Origin of the sequence: Microbacterium lacus, assembly GCF_039531105.1 — a bacterium.
In the GTDB taxonomy this organism is placed as follows: domain Bacteria; phylum Actinomycetota; class Actinomycetes; order Actinomycetales; family Microbacteriaceae; genus Microbacterium; species Microbacterium lacus.
This window is the reverse complement of the sequence record NZ_BAAAPK010000001.1, coordinates 975,643-994,074: the sequence shown is the minus strand read 5'-3', so window position 1 is coordinate 994,074 and position 18,432 is coordinate 975,643. Positions and strand designations below refer to the sequence as shown.

Below are 18,432 nucleotides of genomic sequence, written 5' to 3'. Positions count from 1 at the left end.
ACCCTAGGCGCGGCCTGCCAGAATGACCGGGTGCGCACGCTCCTGAACATCATCTGGCTGATCTTCGCCGGCTTCTGGCTCTTCCTCGGCTATCTGCTCGCGGGAGTCGTGCTCTGCATCCTCATCCTCACGATCCCGTGGGGCATCGCATCCTTCCGCATCGGCATGTACGCACTGTGGCCGTTCGGCCGCGAGGTCGTCTCCAAGCCGACCGCGGGCGTCGGATCCTTCCTCGGCAACGTCGTCTGGGTGATCCTGGCGGGCTGGTGGCTCGCGCTCGGTCACATCGTCTCGGGCATCGCGCTGTGCATCACGATCATCGGCATCCCGCTCGGCATCGCCGACTTCAAGCTCGTGCCGGTCTCGCTCATGCCGCTCGGCAAGGACATCGTCTCGACGCGTCGCGGCGCGTTCGATCAGACGCTCACGTCGCGCTGATCCGCGAGCGCCGCGGAAGCGTCAGCAGCACCCCGACCGCAGCGATCACCAGGCCAACTCCGACCGCGTACCAGGCGGCGGAGACCGGGATGTCGAGGTAGACCGTGATGCCGAGGATGCGTGCGAGGCCCCACGGCAGCAGCCCCATCTCGTCGTTCCAGAGCGTGAGGGCCCGCTCGAGCCCGATGAAGGCGACGACCGCGGCCGGCACAGCGAGCCCCGCGCCCACACCGGTCAACACGACACCGGTCGCCCGCCGCGCGCCGAGCTGGGTGCTGAGCGCCCACCCGGCGGCGACGAACACCCACACGAACAGAGCGAACGCCACCGCGATGTAGAGCGTCCGCGGCACGGGCTCGGTCCAGAACGCGAACCAGTAGCCGCCGGGCCCCGTGAAGGACAGCGCGAGAAGCGCGAGGATGCATCGCAGCACGATCACGCCGCCGACCGCGGCGATCACGGGCCACGGCGAGCGGCGCCCGACCAGAAGGCGCACGACGAGCGCGAACACGAGCCACGCGCCGAGGGTGAGCGCGAGGTGCGTCCACGAGAGGAACGACGTCTGCACCGCACGCGTGCCCACGAGGAGCGCGGCCGGGATGCCGATCAGCAGCACCCGGTCCGTGCCGAGCATCCCGAGGGTGGACTCCCGCGCACGCCACGGGCGGGTCGCCCCGAGCCACGCGGCACGTGCCGCCGCCGCACCCGGCCGGCGGACGAGGCGGGTGCGCGAGGACACCATTCCGATCACGAGCCACAGGCCGGCCAGGAGCAGGAGCACACGCGCGGTCCACGCCATCGCGAGGTCGCGGTCGGCGCGCTGCACCCCGAGCTCGGCGGCGGTCAGGTTGAAGGCCGGAAAGTCGATGTCGCCGGCGTAGGTCTCGACGTGCTGCGCGGCGAGCGCCTCGAACCGGTCGCGGTCGGACTGCCACGTCGCGTACGCGTCGGGAGAGAGCGTGTCGTGCCACTGCGCCTGGTGCAGGATCATCGCCCGGTACGAGGTCAGAAGCCGCAGCACGTCCACCTCGTAGTCCATCGTCCCGGTGAAGGCGTCGCGCAGCGCCGCGTCGCGCCAGGTGGCCGGGTCGGTGGAGGAGATCAGGTCGCGCATCGTCTCGGCATCCGCCACCGCCTGCGCACCGCCCGCGATCGCCGCATCGATGTCTCCGCCCGTGGCGTCGCGCGAGATCGCATAGAGGACATCCAGCACGGCGGAGTCGCCGGTGAGGATGTCCCACTCGAAGATCCACATCATCGGCGGAGGCTCGAGGCCGATCGCGAACACCCGCTGCTCAGCGAACGGCTGGATGTACATGCCCTGCTCGATCGCCGGTCGCGAGAGCGTCATCGCCCCCACGATCGCGTCGACGGTCGCCGGGTCCTCCGAGAACCACTGCCGCGCCCAGTCCTGCATGATGCGGGCGACATCGGCGTCGGGGTCGCGGGCGAGGTCGGCGGCGAGCACCGTGTTCAGTTCGTAGAGCTGCCAGAACCCGGCCTTCAGGTAGAGCGTCATGGGGCCCGCCCGCCAGGGGCCGCCGTCCTGCGTCCAGGTCCATACGCCCTCGATCTTCGGATTCGCCGCCAGCAGCTCCTGGAGCGCGAACTGGTACTGCGTGCCCAGGTCGTTCGGGAACGCGCCGAAGTTCTCGAACTCGCGGCGGCTCTGGAACTCCACGATGCGCCGTTGGTCGCCCTGGGCGAGCGTCGTGTTCAGCGGCAGCCAGCTGTAGAAGTCGCCGAGCGTGTACTTCGTGGACACGATGAGGGCGGGCGAGTCGATCCCGCCGAGCACCGCGTCGTACGAGGCGTCGCTCGTGTGCATGTCGCCGACGGCGCCGATCCCGACGCTCCACGAGCGGAAGATCACCTCGCGGTCCGCGCCTTCGGCCTGCGCGGTGAGCGTCTGCAGCATCGTGCGGACGGCGTCGACCGAGGTGACGGCGAGCTTCGAGTACGCGTCCCAGCCGTCGACGTCGTACACGCGGCCGGCCTCGCCGATGCGGATGAGGACACCGTCCAGGGCGGGCTCCGCGGCGTACAGCTCGTCGAGGCCCGCGGCGTACACGTCCCAGAGGTCGGCGTTCTCGGTGTCCAGTGACCCGAACTGATCGGTCAGGTACTGCTCGAGCGGGGTCGTGAGGGTCAGCATGTCGGTGCGGAGGAACACCTTCACGCCGAGCTCGTCGGCCCGGTCCCACATGGGCGCGAACGCGTCGCGCAGCGCGAGCGCCTTCGCGCGATGGTCGTCGCCGGCCGCGTAGACCTGCACGTCGTCGAACGTGAGGAACTCGACGAGGCCGGGGAAGGCGACCGCGTTGTACCCGTTCGCGAGCGAATGCCGGAGGAACGCGTCGAAGTCCGCGTACGCGTCCGCGAGCGACTCCTGATCGATGTAGGGCGCGTCGGCGAGGATCACGTCGGCGAACGCCTTGGATGCGTGCGAGTAGTCGGTGCCCGCCTCCCACTGCGCGGGGTCCGGCTCCACCGCGACCGCCCCCATGTCCACCATACGCAGCGGCAGGCGCGAGCTCACGGTCTCCCCGAGCCGCTCGGCCACCGACCGGCCGGCCCGGATCTGCGCGGCGAGGTCGTACACGCCGCGGACGGCTCCGGCCTCCCCGGCGGCCTCGACCCGCAGCGCATCGGGGGTCCCGGTCAGCTCGTACGTCTCATCGGCGGGGTCGCCCGCGCCGGTGACGACGGTCAGGGATGCCGCGCCCGCCGTTCCGGATGCCGCGGCGGCGGCATCCGAGAGGCTCTCGAGGGCGACCCGCATGCGCTCGGTGTCGGGCGCCTCGACCTCGGTGAACTCCGGCGGCAGCACGACCGTCGCCGAGGCGGGGGCGACGGGGGCGGCGGGCGTCATCTGCGCGGACGGTTCGGTGCGGATGCCGAGCGCATCGCCCAGGACCACGCCGACGCCCGCGCCGAGCGCGAGGAGCACGATCGCGGTGACGACGGCGAGGATCCCCCGCCGTGTCGCCTGCGCCATCCCCTCATCCTAGATCTCGGCACTGCGGGGCTTTCGGGGCGGAGGACTCAGCCGAGGATGCCCTCCCCGATGAACCCGCCCGGCGCGCAGCCCGGCGGGAGGGCGAAGACGGAGGACCCGATCGGGGTCGTCCACTCGTTCAGGAGGTCCAGTTCGTCCAAGCGCCTCTGGATCGGGGTGAACTGCCGCGCCACGTCCCGCTGGTACGACCCGAAGATGAGCCCCGAGTCCGAGATCGCGCCGCCGGTGCCCGCAAGGTCGTAGTTGTACGAACGGCGGAAGATCCGCTCGTCGGGATCGTCGCTGCGCGCGCGGCGGAGGTGCGAGAAGTCGGCGATCACCGGGAAACCGAGCGGGGTCGTCGCCGCGAAGTCCGGTTCGTCGCGCTCGTTCACTCCGGTCAGCGGCGCCCCGTTCGCGAGCGTGCGCCCGACGGACTGCTCCCGGCCCGAGCGGTCGAGCCGGTCCCACGTCTCGAGGTTCAGGCTGATCCGCCGGATCACCAGGCTCGTACCGTTATGCAGCCAGGATCCGGGCGCGTCGATCCACACCACCCGATCGAAGTCGGTGGTCTCCGGCGTCGGGTTCACGGTGCCATCGACCTGCCCGAAGAGGTTGCGCATCGTGACCCCGTGCGCTTCCGATCCGTACGCGCGGCGGAATCCGATCTGCGTCCAGGCGAGCTCGGCGAACGAGCGAGTGTCCTTCAGCAGCATCCGGCTCGCGTGCGCCACGGTGATGGGGTCGTCGGCCGCCACGTGCACGAGCAGGTCGCCGCCGCTCCACGCCGGCTCGAGCCGGTCGATCGTGAACGCGGGCAGAGGCGCGAGCCACGCAGGGGTCGGGCCGCCGGCCCGCCGGACGAACTCGGGACCGTAGCCGAACGTCACCGTGAGCCGCGCCGGAACGAGCGCGAGCTCGGGCTCGGAGTCGGCGAGCGCCGGCTCGCCCTGCGTCAGTCGCGCCGCGTCGTCGGTGAGGATCCGCATGAGCCGAGCGAGCGCCGCACGATCGACCTCGGGACGCAGAGTCAGCCCGAAGTAGGCGGCATGCGCTTGCACGGGAGTGTCGACGCCCGCCTGGCGGGATCCGTGGAAGGCGATCGTCTGAGTGCCGTTGAGCTCCTCCGGTGCGGCGACGGCCGCGGGCGGATCGAGGATGCGATCCGCTCCCGCGGCCGCGACCGCCCCGACGCCGGCGACGGCTCCTCCGAGGAGGAGCTGCCGCCGGCTGAGGCGCGCACGACCGTCGTTCGGGTCGTGGCGGGACATCTACCGATCCATGTCCATGTCGCCCTCGTACGTCTCGTTCGCGCCCTCGTAGTCCTTGCCGGGAGCGGTGAACTCGAGCGTCGAGCCGTCCTCGAATTCGAGGGTGAAGGTGACCTCGTCGCCCGCGACGATCGGGTCCGCGAGGCCCATCAGCATGATGTGGTTGCCGCCGGGCTCCAGGTGCAGGTGGTCGCCGGCCGGGATCACGAACCCGCCCTCCTTCTGGCGCATCACCATCGCGCCGGAGTCGTCCTCGACGGTCTCGTGGAGTTCGATCATCGGGGATGCCGCGGTGCTCGCACCGACGATCACCACGTCCGTGTCGCCGGTGTTCTCGATCGTCCCGAACGCGGCGGACATGCCCTCTTCGGCGGTCTTGACCCAGGCGTCCTCGACGGTGATCGAGTCGGCCTCGGGAGCGGTCGTCGCCGAGGGCTCGGCGGTCGCCGTGCCCGCGCAGCCGGTGAGGGCGAGCAGGAGTGCGGCGGTCGCCGCCAGGGCGGCGAGCGGTGTGCGGGTGTGCAGGGTGTTCATGAACGGTCCTTTTCGTGTGGTGCGGGCGCGGATGCGCGCTTCGCGGATTCAGCCGGTGCGCCGGATCGGATGCCGGTCGCGCGGTCGGCGGCGGCTCGCCGGCGACCGAGGGTGATCCCCACGATGAGGAGAAGGAGAGCGAGAGTCGCGCCTCCGGCGGCGACAGCCGCCGTGCGCGCCCAGCCGCCGGGCGCCCACGCGCTCGAGGCGGGCGGCGCGGCATCCGTCGCCTCGGCGTCGACGGCAGTCGGCGTCGGCGTCGCGGACGGCGTGTCGGTGCGCTCCGGGGAGGGTGAACCGACCACGAACGGCACCGATCCCGAGATCGGATGCCCGTCAGAGGACACGACGCGCCACACCACGGCGTACGAGCCGTCGCCGCCGCCCGGGTCGACCGGGACGGTCACGACCGTCCCGTCGATCTCGGGGTCGCCGGCGGCGTGATCGACGCCGCCCGCGTCGCGGACCTCGACGATCGCGCCGAGCTCCATGAGCTCGCCCGAGAACGTCAGTTCGACGCTTTCGGGCAGGCTTTGCCGCACCTCCCCCGAGGCGGGGTCGCTGCCCACGAGCTCGTCATGGGCCGCGGCCGACTGCGCCGATCCGAAGATCAGCACACCGATCACGGCGGCGCCGAGGAACACCGAACGCCGTGCACGCATCGCGCACTTCCTTCTCTTCTCGCCCGGGCACAGCCGTCCGTCGGCGTACGCGCGGGCAGCGCCTCGCGGACGAGGCGCACTCCGATGGCGACGCGGAGGTCGCCTAGATCGCGGGGAGAAGGATGCCGCGCGGCGGCCCGCGCCGCGTCGCGGGCTCGGCGACCCAGCGGCGGCCTGGGAGGACGCTGTTCTCGATGCGGGCGGCGGCGAGCCGACGCGGGCGCGCGGGCGTGACCATGACGACGTGCACGACCGCGCGGACGAGGGTGACCAGCGGCTCCAGCAGAGCGCGAACGGCCCGCTCCCCGCGGTACAGCGCGGCGATCGTGACGACCGCGGCCAGGGCGTGGGCGGCCCACATCAGCGGGTCCGCCGCGACCATCGCGGTCGCGTGCGGAGCGGCATCCATCGTCATCGCGTGGTGGGCGTGAACGCCACCGCTCGCGGCGGCGGCCTGAGGCGTGCCCAAGACGCTGAAGGCGGCGTGGAACGCGAACTGGCTGAGCCCGACCGCGAGCGCGAGGCGCACGAGCGACAGACGGCGGCCGGCGAGAGCGAGGCACACGATCCAGGAGACGACGAACGTGAGCGCCACCAGGAGCGCGTCCGGCGCGGCGCCGCCGGCCAGCACGTGCGAGAGCAGGGCGACCTCGATCGCCACGGCCGCTGCGATGCCGCCCCGAAGGGTGCGGATCGCGCGGGAGGTCATGCTTCCAGTCTGCCGCACCACGCGCGAGGCGTCACACGCCGACGCATTGCGCAACCCCCCTTCACAATCCGGACGCCTGCCGCAGGATCGGGTTAGCGTCAAGACATCGCGGCGATCCGGGCGGTCCCGGGCTCCGGCTCATACCCGGCAGCGTTGCGGGTTCGACTCCCGCCGTCGCGTCCACTCCTCAGTGCGGCCACGGTTGGGTCGGCTCCTGCCGCCTCGGACTGACATCCGGGCGCGAGCGCAGCCCCCCCCGTTCCGCGCTGTTACGCCCGGCGCACCGACGGCCGGCAAGTGTCGGTAACGTGCGGATCCAGGCGGCTCGGACCGCCGCCACGCACCCAGGAGCAGCCATGTCCTCGATCGTCGTCCTCGTCGGCAACCCGCAGCCTCAGTCGCGCACGCGTCTCATCGCGGAAGAACTCGCCGCGCAGCTCGCTCGACGCAGCGACGCGACGGTGCACCCGACGATCGACCTCGCCGACGTGGCGGACGAGCTCTTCCGCTTCCCCGCACCGCGCATCGACGAGCTGCTGGGCCGCGTCGCCGGCGCAGACCTGCTGATCGTGGCGAGCCCGACCTACAAGGCCAGCTACACCGGGCTGCTCAAGGCGTTCCTCGACCGCTATCCGACGAATGGGCTGGCGTCCGTGACAGCCGTGCCGATCCTGACGATCGGCAGCCCCGCGCACACGCTCGCCGTCGAGCACACCCTGCGCCCCCTGCTCGTCGAACTCGGGGCCTCCGTCCCGACGCGGGGGCTCGCGTTCCCGGCGTCCGAATCCGACGAGCGCGCCCGGATCATCGCGGAGTGGCTCGACGGGCAGTGGCCGTACCTGCAGGCGCGCTGAGCCCGCGACTCACCAGCCCTGCAGGACTCCCGTCGGCGTCGGCCCGACCGCGACGGGCCGGTTCGGCGCGAGCGACCACTGGCTCCATGAGCCGATGAACAGGCGCGCATCGATCCCCGCGGTCGCGAAAGCGAGCGCCGAGTGCGCCGAAGCGATCCCCGTGCTGCAGTAGAGGACGATCGGCGCGTCGGGGTCGACGGATGCCGCCTCGATGGTCGCCCGGATCTCCGCGGGCGCGCGCAGCGTGCCGTCGCGCGCGATGTGCGCGACGGTGGGGATGTTCAGGGCGCCGGGGATGTGCCCCGCGGCGGCTTCGGTGCCGGCGGCGAGTCCGCGATAGTGCTCGGGTGCGCGGACGTCGATCAGATGGCCCTCGCCGGGGGCCCGGGCGGCGTCGTCGATCGTCGCGACACCGGGGTCGGCGTCCCTCAGAGTGATGTCACCACGCTTCGGCAGGACATCTCCGCGTTGCACCGGGAAGCCCGCACCGACCCAGGCGCGGATGCCGCCGTCCAGCACCCGGATGTCCACGCCGCGGCTCCGCAGCAGCCACCACGCCCGCGCGGCCGCGACCGCATCGTTGTCGTCGTAGACGACGACCAGGTCGCCGTCGTTCACCCCCCAGCGCCGGGCGGAGTGCTGCAGGTCCGCCAGAGCCGGGAGGGGATACCGACCGATCTCGGGGTGCCCGGTCTCGGCGAGCTCGCGCTCGAGGTCGACGTAGACGGCGCCGGGCAGGTGCCCCGCGACGTAGGCGGGTCGCCCCTCCGGCGCATTCAGTCTCCACCGCACATCGAGCAGGCGCACAGGACGCCCCGAATCGATCTCGGACGCGAGTTCGTGAGCGTCGATGAGCAGGGGCATACACCGAGTCTCCGGACCTCCGCGCCTGCTGTCGCGGCGGGGTGAAACACACCGAAATCAGACGACCCCCGGCGACACATCGGTCCGTCCCGCAGGGCGCACCGAGCGCGTGTTACGGCCGATGACCGGTCATTGCGTCATGTGATGACGCGGCGTGCGGCCGCCGCTTGGCCCTCCTAGGTTTGCCGAGCACCCGCGGTCCCCTCCGCGGCCTCCGACCGAAGAGGAACAGACATGAGCACGATCACCACAGCGCCCGTCGCGGTATCCGCGCCGGAACAGGGCGGCCCACCGGCGCGGGCCGAACGCGTCGACCTCGGCGACGTGCGCGTCGTCCACACCCGCCACTGGTTCCGGTGGGTGCTCAGCGCGATCCTGATCTTCGCGATCGCGCAGTTCGTGTGGTCGCTGTTCACGAACGAGAACTACGAGTGGAACGTCTTCGCGTCGTACTTCTTCTCCGAGCCCGTCCTGATCGGCATCGGCTACACGCTCTCGCTCACCGCGATCTCGGCATCCATCGGCTTCATCCTCGGAACGGTGCTGGCGCTGGGCCGGCTGTCGAAGTCGACGCTGCTCAACTCGATCTCCTGGGCGTACATCTGGTTCTTCCGCTCGGTGCCGCTCGTGGTGCAGATCATCGTCTGGTACAACCTCGGCTACCTCTACCCGACGCTCGGGCTCGGGACGCCGTTCACGACCGACTTCTGGATCGTGGAGTTCCCGACCGTCCAGCTCATCAGCGCCTTTGCGGCGGCGATCCTGGGGCTCGGTCTGCACCAGGCTGCCTACTCGGCGGAGATCATCCGCGGCGGCCTGATCTCCGTGGACCAGGGCCAGCACGAAGCGGCTGCCGCGCTCGGCATCCCGGCCCGCAAGCGACTATTCCGCATCATCCTCCCGCAGGCGATGCGCTCGATCATCCCGAACGCGACGAACGAGGTGATCGGCCTCGTCAAGGGCGCCTCGGTGGTGTTCGTGATCGCGATCCCGGAGCTGTTCTACGCGGTCCAGGTGATCTACAACCGCAACAGCCGCGTGATCCCGCTCCTGCTCGTGGCGGTGGTCTGGTACACGATCATCACCACGATCCTGAGCATCGCGCAGTACTACATCGAGCGGTACTACGCCCGGGGATCTGTCCGCACGCTGCCGCCGACTCCCCTGCAGCGGTTCCGCCGGTGGACCGCGGTGCAGTGGGCGCGCCTGGGCGAAGACGGCGCGAAGGCACCTCCGCGGGAACCCGTATCCGCCGACCTTCCCGTCCGGCCGGATGCCGCCATCGACGCGAACGAGGAGACCCGATGAGCACGCACACCGCTGCCGCTCCGCGGATCACGACGACGGGACTCGTCGAGATCCACAACGTCCACAAGTCCTACGCGGGGGTCGAGGTGCTCTCCGGGATCGACCTCACGATCGCGCCCGGCGAGGTCGTCGCGATCCTGGGGCCGAGCGGCTCGGGAAAGTCGACGCTGCTGCGCACGATCAACCACCTCGAGTCCGTCGATCGCGGATCGGTCACGGTCGACGGGCAGCTGATCGGCTACGAGCGGCGGGGAGACAAGCTCTACGAGCTGCGCGAGAAGGAGATCCTGAAGCGGCGCACGCAGATCGGCATCGTCTTCCAGAACTTCAACCTCTTCCCGCACCTCACCGCGCTGGAGAACATCACCGAGGCGCCCGTCGACCTCGGCGTGCTCAGCAAGGATGCCGCGCGCGAGCTCGCCCTGTCGCTGCTGGAGCGGGTCGGCCTCACCGACAAGGCGGAGCACTACCCGCGACAGCTGTCCGGCGGCCAGCAGCAGCGCGTCGCGATCGCGCGCGCCCTCGCTCTGAACCCCAAGGTGCTGCTGTTCGACGAGCCCACGAGTGCGCTGGACCCCGAGCTCGTCGGCGAAGTGCTGGACGTGATCCGCGATCTCGCCCGCGGCGGCACAACCCTCATCATCGTGACCCACGAGATCGGCTTCGCCCGCGAAGTCGCCGACCGCGTCGTCTTCATCGACGGCGGTCACGTGATCGAGGACGGATCCCCCGAGAAGGTCCTCACGAACCCGGAGCACCCGCGCACGCGGGAGTTCCTCGCCAAGGTTCTGGCCTGACGCGCCCCGTCGGCTCAGAACGCACCACCCGAAAGAGAGACACAGCATGGCAATCAGCAAGAAGCAGGGCATCGCGATCGGCGTCGGCGTCGTCGCGGTGGCCGCGATCGTCGGCGGCGTGTTCGCCGCCGTGAATCTGAACGGCGGCGCGGCCGAGGCCGCGGCATCCAGCCCGAAGCCGACCGAGACGAACACCGCGACCGGCGAGATCGAGTGGTTCCACACCGACCCCGTTCCCGAGGCCGTCGAAGCCCTGAAGGCGAGCGGATTCGAGCCGATCGAAGAGGGCAAGCTCACCGTCGCGGTCGGGGCGTTCGTCCCGCCGCTGAGCTACCAGCCCGACGGCACGTCCGCCGCGACCGACGTCGCCGGCACCGAACCGAACATCGGCCTGCTGATCGCGGAGGGACTCGGCCTCGAGTACAACCCGCAGGTCGTGGCGTGGGCGGACTGGCCGCTGGGCATCCAGTCGGGCAAGTACGACCTGATCACCTCCAACGTCACGGTCACGGAGGAGCGCAAGGAGCTCTACGACTTCGCGAGCTACCGCGAGGACCTCCTGGGCTTCTACGTCAAAGCCGACAGCGACATCGACTCGATCAGCGAGGCCGCCGACATCTCGGGCCTGAAGATCATCGTCGGTTCGGGGACGAACCAAGAGCAGGTCCTCCTGCGCTGGAACGAGGAACTCGAAGCGGACGGCAAGGCACCCGCCGAGCTGCAGTACTACGACGACACCGCCGCGGCCACGCTCGCGCTGCAGTCGGGTCGCGCCGACGCCAACTTCGGCCCGAACGCGACTGCCGCCTGGGCGGCGCTGGAGACCGGTGACACGAAGCTCGTCGGCATCGTGCCCGGCGGCTGGCCCGACACCGCGAACATCGCGGCCGGCACCGCGAAGGGCAACGGCCTGATCGAACCGGTCAGCATCGTGCTCAACAAGATCATCGAGGACGGCACCTACACCGAGCTGCTCGAGTTCTGGGGCCTGGAGTCCGAGGGCGTCACCGAGTCGCTGGTCAACCCGCCCGGGCTGCCCAAGCCGTGACGGCACGCGAAAGGGGCGGGATCCGATTCGATCGGATCCCGTCCCTTTCGCCGCGCGGCGCCTGATCAGCGCGGGTCGACGACCAAGTCCGCCAGCACGCGACCGATCACCGGCGTGAACTTGAACCCGTGACCCGAGAAGCCGGCGCCGAGGGCGACCGGTCCGATCCGCTCCAGGACGAACGCGGAGTCCGGGGTCGAGGTGTACGTGCACGTGATCTCGGAGAACGCGGCGGAATCCACCCCCGGGAGCCACTCCCGCGCGTACCGGACGATCGCGTCCGACAGGCCTGGGTCGGGAACGTAGGTGCGGCGATCGGGGTGGGTCTCGGGTCCGACCCCGTGCCAGCCGGCCTTGATGCCCTCCCCCGGCGAGCCCATGCCGTACACACCGCTCGGGAACCACGCGGTGGCGGCATCGTCGGCCGCAGGGGTGTGGTTGAATCCCGGCCACGCGGTCGACCCGTCGCGCGGCGCGAAGAACGCCGGCTGCTCCTGCGTGACTCGCAGCGGCGGCAGGGACGCCTCGATGCCGAGCGCGGTGAGGACATCCGTCGTCCATGCCCCGGCCGTGATGATCGCGCGTCGTGCGCGGATCGTATCCTCGCTCCCGTCCGCGGTCCGCACGCGCACCCGGACGCCGTCGTCGCCGGCCGACCCGTCCAGCACCGCCGTCTGATGGCGGATCCGCGCGCCGCGCACCGCCGCCGCCGAGCCGAGCGCCGCGACGGCCCGGTCTGCGTGCAGACGGCCCGCCTGCGGGGTGTGGAAGACCGGACCGGCGAAGCGGAAGCCGGGCCAGCGATCGGCCGCCTCGCGCGCGTCCAGATGCTCGACGTCGAAGCCGCCGTCCCGCAGCGCCTGCACGGCACGGTTCTGGTCGCGGCCCGGACCGTGGTTGATGATCCCGGTGCGGGTCAGCAGCTCGGAACCGGTCTCGGCCTCGAGCTCCTGCCACAGCCCGTCGGCTTCATGCAGCCAGGCCAGGAGCCCCGGATCCTCGTAGCTGAGATTGAAGTTGCGGGACGCGCCGTGCGACGCGCCGTGCCGGTGGCCCGGCTCGAACTGCTCGAGGAGCGTGACGTCGACGCCGCGGCGGGCGAGCTGCCACGCGGATGCCGCCCCCATCGCACCGCCGCCGACGACGACCACCTCGGCGGTGTCGCTCATGCGGCGGCCCTCCGGGCGACCGGCTTCTCGAAGCACTGCGAGAAGGCGATCTCGAGGTACGGCGGATAGATCGGGATGCGCGTGTAGCCGATCCGCTCGTACAGGGCGACGGCTTCGGGCTGGCGGTCTCCGGTCTGCAGGATCAGCCGCTGCGCGCCGAGGTCGGCGGCGATCCGCTCGAGTTCCGCCATCAGCAGACGGCTCACGCCGCTGCCCCGGGCGTCCGGAGCGACGTACACCCGCTTGACCTCGAGCGACCCCGCGAATTCCGCGCCGAGGTCGCGGAGCGCGGCGTGACCGACGGCTTCGCCCTCGGCATTCGTCACGATCACCGTCGCGACGATCGTCTCCGGCGCGACGGACAGCGCCGCCCCGATCCGTTCCGCGACGTCCTGCGGCACGTCGTCGAGCCTGCCCGCGTACCGGGGTCCGATCTCGGCGTCCATCGCGTCACGCAGCGCGTGCGCACGCGGATCGGTCCACTCCACCTGCTCGACGAGCCACTCCGCGGAGGGGACCGCCGGCGCGTCTGCACCCGACATGGTTCCAGTATCAGCGGGCGGCGCCGGGGTGCCCGCGGGGCGAGCAACACCGCGTAACGAGGTGGCACCCCTCGTCAGAGGGTGGCGTGCACCCGCGCGAGCGGCGTCTTCTCCCCCGCTTCCACGGCGATCGGCAGGTGGTTCCCGGCCGGCGGGAGGGGGCAGGTCGCGAAGTCGGTGTAGGCGCAGGGAAGGTTGACGGCGCGCGTGAAGTCGATCACCGTCCCGCCGTCGGCGTCCGGGGCCGGCACGCCGACCGTCCGATTCGCGGCGTAGGTGGTCCGCCCGCTCGTCTCGTCGGTGAACAGCACGACGAGCTCGCCCGGCGCGTATCCCTCGAACGCGATGAGCCGGTGGGTCTCCCCCCGCAGCGTGAACTCCACGTACCCGGGCGACTCGTAAACGTGCGTCAGCCCGTCCACCGCGGCACCGACTTCGGTGCGACGCGGCGTCGCATACTCGACGAAACGCGCCGGAACACGCCACTGCGGGTGAGGCGCATAGACCGGCGTACCGTCGTACGCGGCGAGGAACGGGTGATCCGGCCTGCGGGGACGGACGATGTCGTGCCCGCCGCGCTTGGCCACTTCGGCCACACCGCCGTCGTAGGCGACCGTGAGTCCCCCGCGCTCGGGGATCTCCCCGAACGTATGGATGCCGCGCAGCACCTCACCGTCGAAGGTCAGCACATCGTCGTCGGTGAGGGCCACCACCGGGCCCTCCGGGCCCGTGGACCACGCGCCCGGAACGCCGGGGATGAGTTGCGGCGCGGCGGTGAGCCAGTGCAGGCCGGTGATCGCGAGGAAGCCGTGCGGGTCCGCCCGGCGGGCCTCATGTTCACGATGCCAGGCCTCCCAGCCGCGGCCGAAGTCCGCCCGGTCGATCGTCGCCGTGCTGAGCGTGTCGGTCATGATCGCCCCCTCACACCGTCGCGGCGAGCGCGCCGCGACGCTCGGGGACGGGCAGGCCGAGGTTCTCGCGCAGCGTCGAGCCCGTGTACTCGGTGCGCAGCGATCCGCGCTCCTGCAGGAGGGGCACGACCTTGTCGACGAACTCGTCGATGCCGCCAGGCGTGACGTGCCCGCCGAGGACGACCCCGTCGGCGCCGTCGTTCTGGATGAACGCGTCAAGCGCATCGGCGACCTGCTCGGGCGTCCCGATGAAGTCGGCGCGCGCCGACACCTCGGCGGCGACACCGCGGATGCTGAGGCCCTTCTCCTCCGCCAGAGCACGCCAGCGCCGCACGGTCTCGAAGCGGTCCTGGTAGATGAAGGCCTTCCCCTGGATGATGGGCGGGGCCTCGGGATCCGGGTCGATGCTCGGCAGCGGCCCGTCGATGTCGTACGCCGACAGATCGCGGTTCCACAGCTGCTCGAACTGGACCTGCACGGCCTTGTCGCTGAGCTGCTGCTCGAGGATGTGCCGGGCCTTCTCCTCGGCATCCGCCCGCGAATCGCCGAGCACGAAGCCGGCGCCGGGGATGATCTTGAGGTCGTCGGGGTTGCGCCCGAAGCTCCGCGCCCGCGACTTGACGTCGGCGTAGAACTCCTGCGCCTCGGGCTGACGCGAGAACGGCGAGAAGATCAGATCGGAGTTCGCGGCCGCGAAGTCCCGGCCCTGCGGCGAGATCCCCGCCTGCACGAGGACCGGGCGCCCCTGGGGACTCCGCGGCACCGTGAACCGGCCCTCGATGTCGAACTGCGCACCGGCGTGGGAGAAGCGCCCGACCGTGTCGTCGGCCAGGAAGCGCCCGCTCTGCTTGTCGGCGACGATCGCGTCCTCCGCCCACGAGTCCCACAGCTCCTGCACCGTGCGCACGAACTCCTCGGCCCGGGTGTAGCGCTCCTCACGCGTGAGGAACCCGCCGCGCCGGAAGTTCTGCCCGGTGAAGGCGTCCCAGCTCGTCACGACGTTCCAGCCCGCGCGACCGCCGGAGAGGTGGTCCAGGCTCGCGAGCTGCCGGGCAAGCTCGTACGGCTCGTTGAAGGTCGAGCTCAGCGTTCCGATCAGACCGATGTGGTCGGTCACCGCGGCGAGGGAGGCGAGCACCGCGAGCGTGTCCGGACGCCCGGCGATGTCGTGCTCGAACACACGGCCGGCGCGTTCGCGCAGCGCGAGGCCCTCCGCGAGGAAGAAGTAGTCGAACCGCCCGCGCTCGGCGGTCTGGGCGACCTGGCGGAACGTGTCGAAAGCGATCTGACTGCCCGCGTCGGGGTGCTCCCAGGCGGTGTGCTCGTTCACACCGCCGACGTAGGCGGCGAGGATGATCTGCTTGCGTGCTCTCGTGCTCATCGTCTGCTCCTGAGTGGGTCAGCCGGCGAGCGCCGGCGCGTAGCGGTTGGGGACGGAGGTCGGCAGGCCGAGGACGCCGCGCAGGGATCCTCCGTCTCCGGCCAGCAGGTCACGTCGGCGCAGTTCGGGCACCAGGTCGTCGGCGATACGGGGCAGGTCGTCGGTCGCGACGCCGGGGCGCAGCCGCACCCCCGCGTAGCCGAGCTCGCCGAGCGCGGCGATCTCGTCGGCGAGCTGTGCGGCCGACCCGGCGAAGATGCGGGCGTCCGAGGAGAGCGGCCGGCCGAGGGCATCGAGTCGCTCGAGGCGATCGGATGCCGGTTCGTCGGCGTCCAGGAACACGACCAGGTCGGCGAACACCCGGAGCGGCTCCCCGGTTCGAGCGACGTCGCGCTCCGCACGGCGGACCTCATCGAGGATCGCGGTCGCACCGGCGATGTCCTGCGGGGTGACGAAGACGACGTCCGCGGATGCCGCGGCGAAGCGGTACGGGATCTCGGCGTGCGCGAGCGCGGCGATCACGGGCTGCCCCTGGGGCGGTCGCGGCGTGATCGACGGACCGCGCACACGGAAGGAGCGTCGCTCGAAGTCGACGGTGTGCAGCTTGTCGGCATCCAGGAATCGGTCGGTCGCGACGTCGCGGATCTCCGCGTCGTCCTCCCAGCTGTCCCAGAGCCGGCGCACCGCTTCGACGACGTCCTCCGCCTCGGCGAACAGCTCGGCGGCGATCTCCCACAGCCGAGGGTCTTCTCGGTCGGTGAACTCGGGGATGTCGCGGCGTCCGAAGTGCCGCGCCTCGTCGGCGCGCGGCGACACCTTCGGCTGCCATCCGGCGCGGCCGAGGCTGGTGTAGTCCAGAGTGGCGATCCCGGTGGAGATGTGGAAGGGCTCGGTGTGGGTCGTGGTCACCGTGGGGATCAGCCCGATCCGGCGGGTCACCGGGGCGACGCGCGAGGCGATCAGCAGCGCGTCCAGCCGGCCACGCACCTCGTCCGTGCGGTCGTCGGCACCGAACGGCGAGCCGGACTGCACGGCGAACGAGTCCTCGATCGTGGCGAAGTCGATGCCGGCGGCATCCGCTCGTCGCACCAGATCGGCCCAGTAGTTCGGTGTGAACAGCTCCGTCGGGCGCGAAGACTCTTCGCGCCACGCGGCGGGGTGCCAGCCGGCGCCTTCGAGCGCCACGCCCAGACGCAGTCGATCGGTGGTGGTCATGGAGTCTCCCGTTCCTCACTCAGGTCGCGGAGCCCGTCTGTCCGCTGTCGCCAGCCTCGCGGCATCCCGCGCCCGTCGCGCGTGGCGCCGTCAAGAGGGGTCATGCGCGGTCATCCGCGGTAATCAACGACGCGGCGCCGCGTTCGGACGCGGGCGTCCAGCCGAGCGCGGGCAGCACGGCGTGACGGATGTCGAAGAGGATCTGCCGGTATTCGTCTTCGGCGAAGCCGTACGGCAGCGCGACGCGGAGCTCGGTGCGGCCGTCGATCGACGGGTCCTCGCCGAGGCGCTCGATGATCTGCGCGGCGGTGCCCACGAGATCGCGCTGGAACACGACGCGACGCGGGCCGATCTCCGCCGGGGCGGCGGTCCGGGCGTCGCGCGCCTCGGCGTACGCGCGGTAGTGCTCGCGCTGCGGCGCGGTCGCGGTCGTGGTCGGCACGATCACCCGTTCCACACCGACCGTGGGGATGCCGCTCCCGACGAACTCGGAGTAGTACGCGTCCAGGTGCGCGCGCTGCGCCGGCTCGAACCGGTCGTGGCCGCCCGCGTCGCTCAGGTTGCCGAGCAGGAGCTTGAGTCCGTGCCGTGCGGCCCAGCGCACGGAGCGCTCCGATCCGCCGCCGAGCCACACGCGGTCGCGCAGGCCCGGGATATGCGGCTCGATGCGCGGGATCTGCGGGCCGTACGGCGTCTGCAGCGGTTCGCTCGCGAGCGGATGCCCTTCGAGCGCTTCCAGGAACCGCTCGATGAGCGCGTACGCATCGACCGGCGCGTCGCCGCGCCCGAGCCCCGCGAGCAGATCGCCGTGCGGCGCGGAGCTGCTGATGCCGACGTTGACCCGCCCTCCCGAGAGGGCGTCGACCGTGCCGAAGTCCTCGGCGAGGCGGAACGGCGTCTCGTAGCCCAGGGGCACGACGCCGGTCTCGAGCCGGATCGACCGCGTCCGCTGCGTCGCCGCGGCGAGGAACGGCAGCGCGGAGGAGATCCCCCGCTCGAGGTGTCGTTGACGGATGCCGGCCACGTCGTACCCGAGATCCTCGGCGAACGAGAACAGGCGCAGGGTCTGCTCGAGTCCTGCGCGCGGGTCGTCCTCGGGGTGGGTGCCGGCCAGGATGAATCCGGCTCGGGGGACCAGCATCCGCTCGCTCGTCATGGGCTCTCCGATTCGTGATGCGGCCGCGTCTGTCACGGCCCGTTCACGCTGGCAGGTGCGACATGACTGCGGCCCCGCGCCCGTCACCCGACGTCACCCCGCGTCACCCGACGTCACACGATCGGTCCTCAGTGCTGGTGGGCCACCGCGCTCTGGTCGCCGAACTTGAACGCGAGGCGGCCGTGCGCGAAGCCGCCGCCGGCGCGGATCGCGGTCGAGACCCACGCCGCCTCGGCGAGCTCGGCCTGCGTCGCACCGGCCTTGATCGCGCGCTGGGTGTGGCCGTCGATGCAGTAGACGCACTGCGTGCTGATGCCGACGGCGACCGCGATGAGCTCCCGGTACTTCAACGGGATCTCCCGGCCCTCCCCGGCGAACACGGCATCGTCGAACTGCGCGAACGCCTGCAGGATGTCGGGCGTCTCGCTCTTGTAGACGCGCGTATAAGTGCGGTCGTTCTCGCGGTCGAAGTAGTCGGCCATCGTGCTCTCCTGTCATGCCGGTCGGACTTTCGACGATGCCATGCGCGGCGCATGACACTGTGCGGCGATGACACACAAAGACGCGGAAGCGGA

18 protein-coding genes and 1 tRNA gene are annotated in these 18,432 nt (G+C 71.2%); 6 read left to right on the top strand and 13 right to left on the bottom strand.

Annotated elements, in window-relative coordinates; all coding sequences use genetic code 11:
• Nucleotides 1–30: 30 nt before the first annotated feature.
• Complete coding sequence (locus tag ABD197_RS04675; RefSeq protein ID WP_344052083.1) at nt 31–438, top strand: YccF domain-containing protein; 408 nt, start codon at nt 31–33, stop codon at nt 436–438.
• Here the strand turns inward: ABD197_RS04675 and ABD197_RS04670 are convergent.
• From ABD197_RS04670 to ABD197_RS04650, 5 genes are all read right to left on the bottom strand, one after another.
• The gene (locus tag ABD197_RS04670; protein ID WP_344052081.1) at nt 425–3,436 is read right to left on the bottom strand and encodes a hypothetical protein; all 3,012 of its coding nucleotides are present in this window, start codon (nt 3,434–3,436) and stop codon (nt 425–427) included. The genes ABD197_RS04675 and ABD197_RS04670 overlap by 14 nt on opposite strands.
• A gap of 47 nt (nt 3,437–3,483) precedes the next feature.
• Nucleotides 3,484–4,707, bottom strand: a complete 1,224-nt coding sequence (locus tag ABD197_RS04665) for a Dyp-type peroxidase (protein ID WP_344052079.1) — start codon at nt 4,705–4,707, stop codon at nt 3,484–3,486.
• Entirely contained in the window at nt 4,708–5,241 is a 534-nt protein-coding gene (locus ABD197_RS04660; protein WP_344052077.1) for a copper chaperone PCu(A)C, read from the bottom strand.
• A complete protein-coding gene (locus ABD197_RS04655) occupies nt 5,238–5,903 on the bottom strand; it encodes a copper resistance CopC family protein (RefSeq protein ID WP_344052075.1) in 666 nt (221 codons plus the stop codon). The genes ABD197_RS04660 and ABD197_RS04655 overlap by 4 nt, the downstream gene beginning before the upstream one ends.
• Before the next feature lie 103 nt (nt 5,904–6,006).
• Nucleotides 6,007–6,612: a hypothetical protein gene (locus ABD197_RS04650; protein WP_344052073.1), complete on the bottom strand. Its 606-nt coding sequence runs from the start codon at nt 6,610–6,612 to the stop codon at nt 6,007–6,009.
• A 107-nt stretch (nt 6,613–6,719) separates the two neighbouring features.
• Between ABD197_RS04650 and ABD197_RS04645 the strand changes: the two genes are divergently transcribed.
• Nucleotides 6,720–6,795: transfer RNA gene (locus tag ABD197_RS04645), tRNA-Met, on the top strand.
• A 173-nt stretch (nt 6,796–6,968) separates the two neighbouring features.
• Entirely contained in the window at nt 6,969–7,466 is a 498-nt protein-coding gene (locus ABD197_RS04640) for an NADPH-dependent FMN reductase (RefSeq protein WP_344052071.1), read from the top strand.
• 9 nt (nt 7,467–7,475) lie between these two features.
• Here ABD197_RS04640 and ABD197_RS04635 read toward each other — a convergent pair whose 3' ends face one another.
• On the bottom strand, nt 7,476–8,330 hold the full coding sequence (locus tag ABD197_RS04635; RefSeq protein WP_344052069.1) for a sulfurtransferase: 855 nt from the start codon (nt 8,328–8,330) through the stop codon (nt 7,476–7,478).
• Nucleotides 8,331–8,564: 234 nt separating this feature from the next.
• Here ABD197_RS04635 and ABD197_RS04630 point away from each other — a divergent pair, with 234 nt between their 5' ends.
• The 3 genes from ABD197_RS04630 to ABD197_RS04620 are packed head-to-tail and all read left to right on the top strand — an operon-like array spanning nt 8,565 to nt 11,483.
• Entirely contained in the window at nt 8,565–9,638 is a 1,074-nt protein-coding gene (locus ABD197_RS04630) for an amino acid ABC transporter permease (RefSeq protein WP_344052067.1), read from the top strand.
• Nucleotides 9,635–10,435: an amino acid ABC transporter ATP-binding protein gene (locus ABD197_RS04625; protein WP_344052065.1), complete on the top strand. Its 801-nt coding sequence runs from the start codon at nt 9,635–9,637 to the stop codon at nt 10,433–10,435. The genes ABD197_RS04630 and ABD197_RS04625 overlap by 4 nt, the downstream gene beginning before the upstream one ends.
• A 46-nt stretch (nt 10,436–10,481) precedes the next feature.
• A complete protein-coding gene (locus ABD197_RS04620) occupies nt 10,482–11,483 on the top strand; it encodes an ABC transporter substrate-binding protein (RefSeq protein WP_344052063.1) in 1,002 nt (333 codons plus the stop codon).
• A gap of 65 nt (nt 11,484–11,548) precedes the next feature.
• Here the strand turns inward: ABD197_RS04620 and ABD197_RS04615 are convergent, their stop codons facing one another.
• The 7 genes from ABD197_RS04615 to ABD197_RS04585 form a co-directional block, all read right to left on the bottom strand.
• Nucleotides 11,549–12,652 carry an FAD-dependent oxidoreductase gene (locus ABD197_RS04615; protein ID WP_344052061.1) on the bottom strand — a complete coding sequence of 368 codons (1,104 nt, stop codon included), beginning with the start codon at nt 12,650–12,652 and terminating at the stop codon, nt 11,549–11,551.
• Complete coding sequence (locus tag ABD197_RS04610; protein WP_344052059.1) at nt 12,649–13,194, bottom strand: GNAT family N-acetyltransferase; 546 nt, start codon at nt 13,192–13,194, stop codon at nt 12,649–12,651. The genes ABD197_RS04615 and ABD197_RS04610 overlap by 4 nt, the downstream gene beginning before the upstream one ends.
• Nucleotides 13,195–13,268: 74 nt before the next feature.
• Nucleotides 13,269–14,105 carry a DUF1684 domain-containing protein gene (locus tag ABD197_RS04605; protein ID WP_344052056.1) on the bottom strand — a complete coding sequence of 279 codons (837 nt, stop codon included), beginning with the start codon at nt 14,103–14,105 and terminating at the stop codon, nt 13,269–13,271.
• Nucleotides 14,106–14,115: 10 nt separating this feature from the next.
• Entirely contained in the window at nt 14,116–15,486 is a 1,371-nt protein-coding gene (locus ABD197_RS04600) for an NtaA/DmoA family FMN-dependent monooxygenase (RefSeq protein WP_344052054.1), read from the bottom strand.
• A gap of 18 nt (nt 15,487–15,504) precedes the next feature.
• Nucleotides 15,505–16,701 (bottom strand): LLM class flavin-dependent oxidoreductase, encoded by a 1,197-nt coding sequence (locus tag ABD197_RS04595; RefSeq protein WP_344052052.1) that lies wholly within the window; start codon nt 16,699–16,701, stop codon nt 15,505–15,507.
• Between the two features lie 100 nt (nt 16,702–16,801).
• Complete coding sequence (locus tag ABD197_RS04590; RefSeq protein WP_344052049.1) at nt 16,802–17,857, bottom strand: LLM class flavin-dependent oxidoreductase; 1,056 nt, start codon at nt 17,855–17,857, stop codon at nt 16,802–16,804.
• A gap of 128 nt (nt 17,858–17,985) precedes the next feature.
• On the bottom strand, nt 17,986–18,339 hold the full coding sequence (locus tag ABD197_RS04585) for a carboxymuconolactone decarboxylase family protein (RefSeq protein WP_344052047.1): 354 nt from the start codon (nt 18,337–18,339) through the stop codon (nt 17,986–17,988).
• Nucleotides 18,340–18,432 lie beyond the last annotated feature (93 nt).

Bases quoted from the DNA above. Each gene is read 5' to 3' on its own strand.
- ABD197_RS04590 (WP_344052049.1), bottom strand. From the start codon at position 17,857: ATGACGAGCGAGCGGATGCTGGTCCCCCGAGCCGGATTCATCCTGGCC.
- ABD197_RS04670 (WP_344052081.1), bottom strand. From the start codon at position 3,436: ATGGCGCAGGCGACACGGCGGGGGATCCTCGCCGTCGTCACCGCGATC.
- ABD197_RS04585 (WP_344052047.1), bottom strand. From the start codon at position 18,339: ATGGCCGACTACTTCGACCGCGAGAACGACCGCACTTATACGCGCGTC.
- ABD197_RS04625 (WP_344052065.1), top strand. From the start codon at position 9,635: ATGAGCACGCACACCGCTGCCGCTCCGCGGATCACGACGACGGGACTC.
- ABD197_RS04615 (WP_344052061.1), bottom strand. From the start codon at position 12,652: ATGAGCGACACCGCCGAGGTGGTCGTCGTCGGCGGCGGTGCGATGGGG.
- ABD197_RS04650 (WP_344052073.1), bottom strand. From the start codon at position 6,612: ATGACCTCCCGCGCGATCCGCACCCTTCGGGGCGGCATCGCAGCGGCC.
- ABD197_RS04610 (WP_344052059.1), bottom strand. From the start codon at position 13,194: ATGTCGGGTGCAGACGCGCCGGCGGTCCCCTCCGCGGAGTGGCTCGTC.
- ABD197_RS04660 (WP_344052077.1), bottom strand. From the start codon at position 5,241: ATGAACACCCTGCACACCCGCACACCGCTCGCCGCCCTGGCGGCGACC.
- ABD197_RS04665 (WP_344052079.1), bottom strand. From the start codon at position 4,707: ATGTCCCGCCACGACCCGAACGACGGTCGTGCGCGCCTCAGCCGGCGG.
- ABD197_RS04640 (WP_344052071.1), top strand. From the start codon at position 6,969: ATGTCCTCGATCGTCGTCCTCGTCGGCAACCCGCAGCCTCAGTCGCGC.
- ABD197_RS04630 (WP_344052067.1), top strand. From the start codon at position 8,565: ATGAGCACGATCACCACAGCGCCCGTCGCGGTATCCGCGCCGGAACAG.
- ABD197_RS04655 (WP_344052075.1), bottom strand. From the start codon at position 5,903: ATGCGTGCACGGCGTTCGGTGTTCCTCGGCGCCGCCGTGATCGGTGTG.
- ABD197_RS04600 (WP_344052054.1), bottom strand. From the start codon at position 15,486: ATGAGCACGAGAGCACGCAAGCAGATCATCCTCGCCGCCTACGTCGGC.
- ABD197_RS04605 (WP_344052056.1), bottom strand. From the start codon at position 14,105: ATGACCGACACGCTCAGCACGGCGACGATCGACCGGGCGGACTTCGGC.
- ABD197_RS04635 (WP_344052069.1), bottom strand. From the start codon at position 8,330: ATGCCCCTGCTCATCGACGCTCACGAACTCGCGTCCGAGATCGATTCG.
- ABD197_RS04595 (WP_344052052.1), bottom strand. From the start codon at position 16,701: ATGACCACCACCGATCGACTGCGTCTGGGCGTGGCGCTCGAAGGCGCC.
- ABD197_RS04620 (WP_344052063.1), top strand. From the start codon at position 10,482: ATGGCAATCAGCAAGAAGCAGGGCATCGCGATCGGCGTCGGCGTCGTC.